The 10,905-nt window shown below is 32.5% G+C and carries 12 protein-coding genes and 1 pseudogene; all 13 read left to right on the forward strand.

Annotated features, from left to right (window positions below; genetic code table 11):
• Window positions 1-1,930 (forward strand): transketolase (gene tkt, locus KSU54_RS17815; RefSeq protein WP_226817414.1); only part of this gene is annotated, 1,930 nt, incomplete at its 5' end.
• Between the two features lie 11 nt (window positions 1,931-1,941).
• Window positions 1,942-2,637: an HAD family hydrolase gene (locus KSU54_RS17820; protein WP_003538889.1), complete on the forward strand. Its 696-nt coding sequence runs from the start codon at window positions 1,942-1,944 to the stop codon at window positions 2,635-2,637.
• A gap of 582 nt (window positions 2,638-3,219) precedes the next feature.
• Window positions 3,220-3,726 carry a CarD family transcriptional regulator gene (locus tag KSU54_RS17825; protein WP_008792230.1) on the forward strand — a complete coding sequence of 169 codons (507 nt, stop codon included), beginning with the start codon at window positions 3,220-3,222 and terminating at the stop codon, window positions 3,724-3,726.
• Window positions 3,727-3,928: 202 nt separating this feature from the next.
• Window positions 3,929-4,129, forward strand: coding sequence for a hypothetical protein (locus KSU54_RS17830; RefSeq protein WP_003538887.1), 201 nt, complete (start codon window positions 3,929-3,931; stop codon window positions 4,127-4,129).
• A complete protein-coding gene (locus KSU54_RS17835; protein WP_003538886.1) occupies window positions 4,122-4,442 on the forward strand; it encodes a spore coat protein in 321 nt (106 codons plus the stop codon). Before KSU54_RS17830 ends, KSU54_RS17835 begins: the two co-directional genes overlap by 8 nt.
• Before the next feature lie 87 nt (window positions 4,443-4,529).
• On the forward strand, window positions 4,530-4,991 hold the full coding sequence (locus KSU54_RS17840) for a MarR family winged helix-turn-helix transcriptional regulator (protein ID WP_008792229.1): 462 nt from the start codon (window positions 4,530-4,532) through the stop codon (window positions 4,989-4,991).
• An 87-nt stretch (window positions 4,992-5,078) separates the two neighbouring features.
• The gene (locus KSU54_RS17845; RefSeq protein WP_054322626.1) at window positions 5,079-6,272 is read left to right on the forward strand and encodes a MalY/PatB family protein; all 1,194 of its coding nucleotides are present in this window, start codon (window positions 5,079-5,081) and stop codon (window positions 6,270-6,272) included.
• 118 nt (window positions 6,273-6,390) lie between these two features.
• Window positions 6,391-6,735 carry a TIGR04076 family protein gene (locus tag KSU54_RS17850; protein WP_117792793.1) on the forward strand — a complete coding sequence of 115 codons (345 nt, stop codon included), beginning with the start codon at window positions 6,391-6,393 and terminating at the stop codon, window positions 6,733-6,735.
• 1 nt (window position 6,736) lies between these two features.
• A complete protein-coding gene (locus KSU54_RS17855; protein ID WP_008792227.1) occupies window positions 6,737-7,042 on the forward strand; it encodes a PTS sugar transporter subunit IIB in 306 nt (101 codons plus the stop codon).
• Between the two features lie 2 nt (window positions 7,043-7,044).
• A complete protein-coding gene (locus tag KSU54_RS17860; protein WP_117792791.1) occupies window positions 7,045-8,472 on the forward strand; it encodes a glycoside hydrolase family 1 protein in 1,428 nt (475 codons plus the stop codon).
• A 126-nt stretch (window positions 8,473-8,598) separates the two neighbouring features.
• On the forward strand, window positions 8,599-9,435 hold the full coding sequence (locus tag KSU54_RS17865) for a MurR/RpiR family transcriptional regulator (protein WP_008792225.1): 837 nt from the start codon (window positions 8,599-8,601) through the stop codon (window positions 9,433-9,435).
• Between the two features lie 352 nt (window positions 9,436-9,787).
• A complete protein-coding gene (locus KSU54_RS17870) occupies window positions 9,788-10,645 on the forward strand; it encodes a MurR/RpiR family transcriptional regulator (RefSeq protein ID WP_003538870.1) in 858 nt (285 codons plus the stop codon).
• Between the two features lie 126 nt (window positions 10,646-10,771).
• Window positions 10,772-10,905: pseudogene (locus KSU54_RS19060) on the forward strand (PTS sugar transporter subunit IIC); the annotation flags it as partial.

Raw genomic sequence — 10,905 nt, forward strand, 5'->3', positions numbered from 1 at the left:
ATTATGCGCTGATACTGTTGAAAAGGCAAATTCAGGACATCCGGGACTGCCTTTGGGTTCAGCGGCGGCGGCCTATATCTTATGGGGAAAGGTCATGAAACATAGTGGAACACATCGGAAGTGGGTCAACCGGGATCGCTTTATCTTGTCGGGAGGACATGGATCATCACTGCTTTATAGTCTGCTTCATTTGTATAACTATGGATTAACGATAGAGGATCTAAGACAGTTTAGACAGCTTGATTCACTGACTCCGGGGCATCCTGAATACGGACATACTGTAGGGGTCGAGGCAACGACAGGACCATTGGGAGCAGGGATGGCGATGGCAACAGGAATGGCAATGGCCCAGGCACACTTGGCAGCGATTTTTAATAGACCGGGATATCCAGTATTTGACAGCTTTACTTATGTACTAGGCGGTGACGGCTGTCTGATGGAAGGAATCTCGTCAGAGGCATTTTCACTTGCAGGCACTTTAAAACTGGAGAAACTGATCGTTTTATACGATTCAAATAATATTTCGATTGAAGGAAGCACGGATATTGCCTTTAGAGAAGATGTTCAGGGAAGAATGAAGGCATTTGGTTTTGATACATTCACGGTTGAAGATGGAGACGATCTTGACGAAATATTAAGTGCGATAAATCAAGCTAGGGTATCTCAAAAGCCGGCCTTTATTGAAGTGAAAACCAGAATTGGAAAAGGATGTCCGGCTAAAGAGGGAAAAGCCAGTGCACATGGAGAGCCACTGGGTGAAGAAAATGTCAGGGAATTAAAAAGGACACTGGGACTTGATGAGGATAGGACATTTGCGATAGATGAGGAAGTTTATCTCAATACAGCAAAACAGCAGGGACGCAGCGAGGTAATCTATAAGATTTGGAAGGATATGTTTGATGACTATCTGGTAACATATCCAGAGATGAAAAAATTATGGAAGCAGTATTTTGAGGTGGACTATAATAAAGTACTTGAAAACGATGTGGAATTCTGGAAATTTGAAAATAAACCTGAATCAACAAGAAATTTGTCGGGAACTGCGATGAACCGGATAAAGGAACTATTTCCAAATTTCATGGGTGGTTCAGCAGACTTAGCACCATCTACAAAAACATATTTAAATAAAGTAGGAGACTTTAGTGCCGAGAATTACAGGGGAAGGAATTTACACTACGGAGTAAGAGAGCAGGCGATGACAGGGATTGGAAACGGAATAATGCTTTATGGTGGATTGAAGACTTTTGTATCAACGTTCTTTGTATTCAGCGACTATGTCAAACCGATGGCTAGATTGTCAGCTTTGATGAATCTGCCATTGATATATGTATTGACGCATGACAGTATCGGTGTAGGTGAAGACGGGCCAACTCATGAACCGGTAGAACAGCTGACGATGCTGAGAGCGATGCCGAACTTCAATGTGTTTAGACCGTGCGATGCACAGGAGACTAATGCTGGATGGTATCTGGCGATGACATCAAAAACAACACCAACAGCACTGGTTTTATCAAGACAAAATCTACCACAGATCAAAGGATCTAGCCGAGAAGCATTAAAAGGAGGATATGTTATTGATGAGTGTGAAGGAACACCGGAAATAATCATCATAGCCTCAGGATCAGAAGTGACATTGGCAGTAGAAGCAAAGAAACGGATCAGAGGCAAAGCGATAAGGGTAGTAAGTATGCCGAGTATGGATATATTTAAACAGCAGAGCCGGGAATATAGAGAAAGTATCCTGCCGCCAGGTATAGAAAAGAGAATCGCAATTGAAGCGGGTTCAAGAATGTCCTGGGGAGAGTTTGTTGGCTTAAAAGGCAAATATATAACAATGGATAGCTTCGGAGCTTCAGCACCTGCTAATGAACTGTTTAAAAGATATGGTTTTACAGTAGATAATGTTGTAAAAATGATTAATAAATTATAAACGGTAAAAAGATGAAATTCTATTTTGATGTTGATGACACGCTATATGATCAGTTCATTCCATTTAAAAAGGCATTTATTGAAATATTTCCTAAAATAAAGACTTTGCCTATATATCAAATTTTTATCAAATTTCGTAAATATAGTGATAAAATATTTGAGGCAAGCCAGTCTGGTCAAGTTACAATAAATGAAATGTATATCTATCGTATCCAAGCAGCCTTAAAAGAATATTATCTTGAAATTGATGAAGCACATGCTTTAGCATTTCAAACAAAATATTATGTATATCAACAAGACATTACAACTAGTAATGCAATCAAAGATATATTAGATTTATTAAAAGATAATCATATAGGAATAGGGATAATTACTAATGGACCTGCTTGTCATCAAATGGAAAAATTACGTAGACTAAAGATGAGCAACTGGGTTGCTCTCGAGGATATCTACATTTCATCGGTTGTTGGTTATTCAAAACCAGATCCACAGATATTTAATTTAATTACGGATAAAGATTGTATCTATGTCGGTGATTCTTATGAAAATGATGTGATTGGGGCCAAAAATGCTAATTGGAAATGTATTTGGTTAAATAAAAAGGGACTTAAAGCAATGGATATTAAACCTGATTATGAAGTTAATGACGAAGAAGCTTTGTTAAATTTGATTTCTAAAATAGTAAAAGAATATGCACAAAAAATGTAGGCAAACAATGGTCTGCATTTTTTAGTTAGTAGATAATATTAGTTTGGTCATGAAATAAATATTTCACTGATTAAACTAATAAGTTGATTTTCTATTGCTGTTTTAGTATCTAAAAGAACCATCGATCGATATATTTAGCGCACTGTCAATATTGATAATTTATTTATATTTATATTCTGGTAAAAATAAACCGAAGTACCTAATAATATTTCAACTAAAATAGTATCTTCATTAGGAATAAAATATTGAATGGAAAGTGAAATACCAATTAAACGATGGTCAATCTATCTTACTGTTTTAACAAATTCTAGTTGGATTAACGATATTACAACAATAAAGGTTTTTAGCTAAAAAATACTGTCACCATCATTGCTAAAGCAAGCCCTAATGATATACGAAACATGTAAAACTGTTGAAATTATTAACAAGATTTAAATAGTAAAATCAAATATAAAAAGATGTAGTCTTTAGCTGCATAAAAAAGAAAATTTAGTATATTTTAATTACTTTTGCATATAGTAACTAATAGTGCGGTATAATAGATATATTAAGCATATACTTAATAGAAAGCTAGGTGGTTATGTGTATGAAAAAGGAGATTTGATTATATATGGTAATCAAAGTGTTTGTAGGATTGAAAATATTGGAGTAATTAGTATTGGTAAGCAGCCCAATTCCCGAAAGTATTATACTTTAAATCCCATTTTTATGGACGGTAAGACGTATGTGCCAATTGATACGCAAGTATATATGCGTCATTTGATTTCGATAGAGGAGTTAGAACGATTATTGACCAGACATCCTAAAGTACAAAAAGAGATTATTGAAAATCAAAATTTAAGACAATTAACAGATTATTACAAAGAAACGATAAGTCAATATACTTGTGATGGCTTGATTCAATTGATTTGTAATCTTCAAGCAAAGCAAAAAAATTTATTGTTACAAAATAAGCGATTGAGTCAAACTGATGAGCGGTACAAAAAAGAAGCAGAAGATCTACTGCATCAAGAATTTGCAGCGGTATTAAATATCCCTAAAGAAGCAGTAATGGCATATATTGAAAATAAAATAAAAGTAGCAGGATAAAAATTTAGGGCTGTTAATTTGGTAAAGAAACATTATTGAAGATAATAATGTTTTTTATTTTTTAATAAAGATACTCTAGTATTAGTCAGATTTGAAAAATTTATAAGTAGAAAATAAAAAATATTTTTATTTTAATCTTTTGTATATGATTATGCATAGTTGTTTTATAAAAGAACCAAAATATTATTGAAGGAGGAATTTTATGAATCAACCACCAAAAATGATATCTACTAAAGATAGTGGCTCTTTTAATGATCAATTGAATAGTTTATATGTATTATCGAAGAAGTTAAAAGCTTACGAAGAAAGTGTTGAAGATAATGATATTAAGATGACTTTAGGACGTGTTAATAGCACAATTAAAAATCATTATAGTGAATTATTGGGGTGTTTAAATGGATAATCAAAATTATTCAAATCCAACGAAACAACCAATTTTACCAAATGAAAATACGTTTAATGATTATGATAGAATCAATGATGTTCTATTATGTTTAAAATCATTATTAAGTGATTATACGACTTTTATCATTGAATGCTCTCATCAACAACTAGCAAATAAATTAATAGATATTCAAAAAGAGGTATATCAGATTCAACGTGAGGTCTTTGATCTTATGTATTCTAAAGGCTGGTATCCATTAGAACCAGAAACTCCACAAAAGATTCAAAAAGTAGTTCAAGAATACACAACCAAAGAATCACATTTAATGTAATCCTTTAAAGACTGGTAAAACCAGTCTTTTTATGATTGTTTGCAACATTGGTTATTATTTGATAGAATGATATCTGAGGTGATTTTTGTGGATCAAGAGCGATTTGATAATATGATTAAAGTAATTGACGAAAGTTATGATTTAATACAAGAATATGATAGTAAACCTCGACAATTTGGCAAAGTGATGCTTTATCCAGTAGAAACTCACACTCTTGCAATAATTGGAAATCACCCTGGAATAAATGCTTCGATGATTGCTAAAGAATTAAAAAAAACATTAAGTGCCAGCAGTCAAATTTTAAAGAAACTAGAACAAAAAGGATTAATTTCAAGAACCAAGAATCCTCATAATAATCGTGAGTATAATTTATACTTAACGGTTGGCGGGAGGCAGATTTTTGATTTACATGGTCAGTTTGATAAGAAAATTATGAAACGTTATTTTAAGAATTTAATTAGTTTTAGCAATGAAGAAATAGATATTTATATTAAGGTTCAAAGAGCTTTAAATAAAGAATATGCACAAGACAATGAAGAATCGTTATGATTCTTTTTATTTGACTTTATAAATTGTGAGAGTATACTATTATTAAGGTACTTAACTATATAGGTGCTTAATAATGGAGGTAGAGAAATGAAATATGATTTTGAAACATTAGTTGATCGGAGTCAAAATGGTTCTGCTAAATGGAACGGGATGAAAGATCATAATCCTGCAGTTGCTAAAAATATAGCTCCACTTTCAGTCGCTGATTTAGATTTGAAATTAGCACCAGAGATTGCTGAAGGGATGCTTGAATTTATGCAGAATAATCCTGTATTTGGCTATACAAATGGAACAGCAGCTTATTACGATGCAGTAATTAACTGGATGAAGGATAAACACAATTATCAAGTTGAAAAAGAATGGATCGTTTTATCTAATGGTGTAGTACCAGCGTTAAGCGATGGGGTAACTGCATTTACTGAAGAAAATGACGGAGTAATTATTTTTACGCCAGTTTATTATCCTTTCTATCGGGCAATTGAGTTAAATAATCGTCGAGTACAAAGATGTCCTTTAATAAATCATGAAAATAGTTACCAAATTGATTTTGATAAATTTGAAGAACTTGCAAAACAAGCAAATACAAAGTTATTGATTCTTTGTAATCCTCATAATCCTGTAGGGCGTGTATGGACAAAAGAAGAGCTAGAAAAAATTGCGGATATTTGCTTAAATAATGGAATTATAATTCTTAGTGATGAGATTCATGAAGATTTAACTATGCCGGGGTATACACATTATCCAATTGCTGTTTTAAGTGAAGTGATTGGAGATATTACTGTAACATGTACAGCACCAAGTAAAAGTTTTAATATTGCAGGTTTGCAAGGATCTAATATTATTATTAAGAATAAAGAATTAAGAGCTAAATTTATTGCGCAACAAGAGAAAAAAGGATTTTTTACATTAAACACATTATCTTTTGAAGCAACACGGTTAGCTTATACTAAAGGAGATGCATGGTTAGCTGAATTTAAGACATTGATTCATCATAACTATGACATACTGGTAGACTTTATCAAGAAAAATTTTCCATCAGTTACAGTATATCCATTAGAAGGAACATATTTAGCTTGGCTAGACTTTAGAAATTTAGGTTATGACTATCTAGAATTAGAGAAGAAAATGATTGCTGCTGATCTATATTTAGATGAGGGATATGTCTTCGGTCAAGAAGGAGAAGGGTTTGAAAGAATTAATATCGCTTGCCCTACTTGGGTCTTAAAAGAAGCTTTAGAACGATTAAAAAATGCCTTTAGTGGACCACAAGTATCAAAATAAATTATAAAAATAATATATAAATGAAACACTGGAACAACAGTTTACGAGCCTGTTGTTTCTTTTATTTTCTGATGTTAAATTAAAAGTGTAGAAAAAAGGATTTGAAAGGAGCAAACAGATGTCTAAGTGTAAAATTACGGTATTACGAAGAGAGTATTATCAAGATTTAGCGGATCAATATTTAGCGGATCCGCAAGTTGGTAAATGTCCATTGTTTAAAGAGGGACAGGAATTTATTTTGGAGCGTGGTAATGGCAAAGATGATTTTTGGAATATGATGAATGGAAAGTTTTGCAGTGAGGCTTGGGATGCCGTCAGTCGCTATATTTATGCAGCTTTGCAAGGTGGCTTAATTATGAAAGGCTGGACTAATGATGAAAAGATGATGATTGCTTGTTGTAGTGATGGGACAAGACCAGTAATTTTTAAAATTGAAAGAATTGATGAGATGGAGGAAAATTAAAATGATAAGAATTTTATTATGTTGTGCTGGTGGAATGTCAACTAGTCTATTAGTTACAAAAATGGAACAAGCAGCACAGGAAAAAGGAATTGAAACAAAAATCTGGGCAGTCGGAGCAACAGAAGTAAAAAATCACAGCCAAGATGCAGATGTTATTCTTTTAGGACCACAGGTGCGTTATCTAGAAAAAAGTATTGCGGATGATGCTAATGGAGTACCAGCATATTTAATAGATATGCGCGATTATGGCAAGATGGATGGAAAAGCGGTATTGACTTTTGCACTAAATAAATTGCAAGAGGTGTAGTCATGAAGATGGTAGAAAAAAATTTTCCTAAAGGATTTTTATGGGGTGGTGCAATAGCGGCTAATCAGTGTGAAGGCGCAGTCTTAGAAGATGGCAAAGGTTATTCAACGGCTGATGCTTTGCCTGAAGGGGTATTTGGTAATGAAGCAATTCCGCCATTAGATAATTATTTAAAGAAAAATGCAATTGACTTTTATCATCGCTATAAAGAAGATATTGCATTGTTCGCTCAGATGGGATTTAAAGTATTACGCTTATCGATAGCATGGAGCCGTATTTTCCCGCATGGTGATGAGACGGTTCCTAATGAAAAGGGTTTACAGTTTTACGATGATGTTTTTGATGAATTAGCTAAATATGGAATACAACCCCTAGTTACATTATCACATTACGAGATGCCTTTATATCTAGCGACTAATTATGGAGGATGGGTGAATCGTAAAGTAATTGATTTTTATCTTAACTTTGCTCAAGTATGTTTTGAACGTTATTGTAATAAGGTTAAGTACTGGCTAACATTCAATGAAATAAATGTTATTCTTCATGCCCCCTTTAATGGTGGTGGGATTAAAGGAAAAGCTGATCAAATTAATCCCGAAGTTTTATATCAGGCAATTCATCACCAGTTTGTTGCAAGTGCTCAAGCAACAAAAATAGCTCATAAAATCAATCCGAATTTTAAAATTGGTTGTATGATTGCAGGGAGTCCAATCTATCCATTGACCCCGCAGCCTGAAGATATTCAGGAAACAGTCCGACGTGATCGGGAGTCACTATTCTTTGCTGACGTCCATGTTAGGGGAAAATATCCAGGATACATGCTACGTTTTTTTGAAGAAAATCATATTCATTTAGAAATCACGAAAGAAGATGAAGAAATTTTAAAAAATACAGTCGATTTTATTTCTTTTAGTTATTATATGAGTTATTGTGCTACAGCTGATGAGAAACTTAATCAACAAGCTCGGGGAAATGTAATGAGCGGAGTTAAAAATCCCTATTTAAAAGAATCTGAATGGGGTTGGCAGATTGATCCTAAAGGGTTGCGATATATTCTTAATCAATTTTATGATCGATATCAGCTTCCGTTATTTATTGTTGAAAATGGTCTTGGAGCAAAGGATATTTTGGTTGTAGATGAACAATATGGTTATACAGTAAATGATGATTATCGTATTGATTATTTAAAAGAGCATTTAAAGCAGGTTTTAGAAGCAATCAAAGATGGTGTAGAAGTACTCGGTTATACAAGTTGGGGTCCAATCGATATTGTTGCTAATACAAAATGTCAAGTATCTAAACGTTATGGCTATATTTATGTTGATGTGCATGATGATTTTAGTGGAATGTTGGCTCGTTATCCCAAGAAGAGTTTTTGGTGGTATCAAAAAGTTATTGCAACGAACGGTGAAAGTTTAAATGATATTTAGCTGTTTTGTAAAATGGAGGAGGATTTTCAATCTCCTTTATTTTAATTAATAAAAAGATAATTGATTAGTTCAAATTTGTTTCATCTTGATATCTATGTCATAATAGGAAAAGATGAGGTGATAGTGATGATCTTAGAGAAGCTAAGGGAGAGGAAACGCTTTACTAATAGCGAAAAGCTAATTGCAGAGTATGTTTTAAAACATCCTGAACAGTTATATCAATTATCAGTGGAAGAATTAGGAAAAGAAACTTATACGAGTAAGGCTACAGTAATACGTCTTTGTAAAAAGCTGGAGGTTAATAGTTATCAAGAATTTAAACGCCAGGTTGAATTTGAGTATAATGAATTAAGTCGAATTAGTAGTCTTTTAAAAGATGAACCGGTTGATGAAAACAGTACATATCAAGATATTGTTAAAGTTATCCCAACTATTTATGATAAATCAATAGTACAGACAAGGCTGGATTTAGATCAAAATAAAATGATTCAGGTGATTAATCGTTTATCTCAAGCTAAACGTATTTCTATTTATGGAACAGGAATTAGTTATACGATTGCCAGTCAAGCTGCTTTTAAAATCATGACTTTAGGAAAAGAGTGCGATGCACATAGTGGAATCAACGAACATTTCATTTTATCACAAAAAAATAGTCGTCAATGTGTAGCCATACTTATTTCTTTTACTGGCAATAATAGTGAGATGATCAAGATTGCTAAATATTTAAAAAAGGCAGGAATCTATGTTATTGCAATTGGTGGTAAAAAGGGTGAATTACAAAACTATTGTGATATTTACCTCAATGTTTACTCGTCACAAGATATCCTTAGTTTAGAAGTGATTACATCATTTACTGCAACAATGTATGTTCTAGATGTCATTTTTGTGTCTTTACTTGTAAAGGATTATCAAAGTAATGTTACTACTGCTTTAAAAGTAATTGACTTTGAAAATAAAAAATAAATTATGTAAAAAATTTTCATAATTTAATATTTAAAATTGCTAATTTTGAAAATACTATCCTGAATTATATAAATTTATATTTTTTTATAAAACAATGGAGTATTATATTTCCACAGGCTAGTTGGCTTGTAGAAATAGTCGCTACTCTCATAAGATATCTATTGACAGTTTATATTTTAATTTAGTGACTATTTAATCTAAATGATGAAAAGTCCAAAAGGGCTTTTTTATTTTAGAAAAATCAAAAAAGAATAGTGTTAAAATAGTGTTAAAAAAGACTAACATGCCCTTATTAGTGTTATAATGGAAAAAAATTTGGGACAATATTTATAAAGTAATTCGGGGGTAGTTTATGAGTTTATTATCAAAACTGGAATACAAAAAAGGATTTAGTGACATTGAAAAAGGGATTGCTAATTATATAATTGATCATAAAGAAGAAGTGGCTAATATGCGTTTAGTTGAGTTAGCTGAGGCGACTTTTACTTCAACAGCGACGATCAGTCGTTTTTGCAAGAAACTGGGTGAAAAAAACTACAATAGCTTTAAGATCAATTTTGCTTCATCAGTTTTAACTAGTTATCAAACTGATGTTGATTACAATCGACCTTTTAAAGAGAATGATAGTATTCAAGAAGTCACAAATCAGTTAGGCGAGTTATATAAAGATACGATTGAGGCGACTAAAGCATTACTCGACTATGATGTACTTAATCAAGTAATTGAAAAGTTATTAAAAACATCAGTTATTGATATTTTTGCTGTTGGAGCTTCGTATCTTTCGGGACTATTATTCGAGCATCGGATGATTTCGATCGATCACTTTGTTAATTTTAAATCTTCACCAAATGATCAAGATAAGCGTTCTTTATTTGTAAATAAAAATACAGTTGCAATCGTGATATCTTATTCTGGTGAGAGTCATGAAATAAAAACGATAGTTGATCGGATTGTGGATAATAAGGGAACTATTATTGCAATTACTTCAATAAATGATAGTTATTTAAGAAAACGGGCGAATTATTGCTTAACAATGTGTAGTAAAGAAAATATTGTTTCGAAAATAGAAACCTATTCTTCAAAGTTAAGTAGTGATTATTTAATGGATCTAATCTTTTCAATCTTATTTCAAAAAGACTATTATCCTAACTTAATTAGAAAGATAAATTGTGAACAAAAATATGAAAAAAAGACAGATCATGATATGTAATAAATTTACATATCATTTTTAAATATTTTAAAAAAATTGTAAGACTCTTACAGAATGTGGGGAAAGCGTTTCCAAGTATTTCACCCTTTGCTATTATTAGGTAGTCAATAAGGGAGGAAAAGAATTATGGACAAAATGGCAGATGTCCTTGGCCGCGTTGGTGCGTGGTGTGGGCAAAATAAGTATTTATCTGCAATTAAAAATGCGTTCCAAACATTCATGCCTTTGACTATCGCAGGTGCGATCGGGGTTTTATGGTG

It is taken from the genome of Erysipelatoclostridium sp. MSK.23.31 (genome assembly GCF_019125875.1).
GTDB lineage: Bacteria > Bacillota_I > Bacilli_A > Erysipelotrichales > Coprobacillaceae > Thomasclavelia > Thomasclavelia ramosa.

Excerpts from the sequence above, each read along its gene's own strand:
- KSU54_RS17845 (WP_054322626.1), top strand. The coding sequence starts at position 5,079 with ATGAAATATGATTTTGAAACATTAGTTGATCGGAGTCAAAATGGTTCT.
- KSU54_RS17860 (WP_117792791.1), top strand. The coding sequence starts at position 7,045 with ATGAAGATGGTAGAAAAAAATTTTCCTAAAGGATTTTTATGGGGTGGT.
- KSU54_RS17835 (WP_003538886.1), top strand. The coding sequence starts at position 4,122 with ATGGATAATCAAAATTATTCAAATCCAACGAAACAACCAATTTTACCA.
- KSU54_RS17820 (WP_003538889.1), top strand. The coding sequence starts at position 1,942 with ATGAAATTCTATTTTGATGTTGATGACACGCTATATGATCAGTTCATT.
- KSU54_RS17855 (WP_008792227.1), top strand. The coding sequence starts at position 6,737 with ATGATAAGAATTTTATTATGTTGTGCTGGTGGAATGTCAACTAGTCTA.
- KSU54_RS17850 (WP_117792793.1), top strand. The coding sequence starts at position 6,391 with ATGTCTAAGTGTAAAATTACGGTATTACGAAGAGAGTATTATCAAGAT.
- KSU54_RS17830 (WP_003538887.1), top strand. The coding sequence starts at position 3,929 with ATGAATCAACCACCAAAAATGATATCTACTAAAGATAGTGGCTCTTTT.
- KSU54_RS17865 (WP_008792225.1), top strand. The coding sequence starts at position 8,599 with ATGATCTTAGAGAAGCTAAGGGAGAGGAAACGCTTTACTAATAGCGAA.
- KSU54_RS17870 (WP_003538870.1), top strand. The coding sequence starts at position 9,788 with ATGAGTTTATTATCAAAACTGGAATACAAAAAAGGATTTAGTGACATT.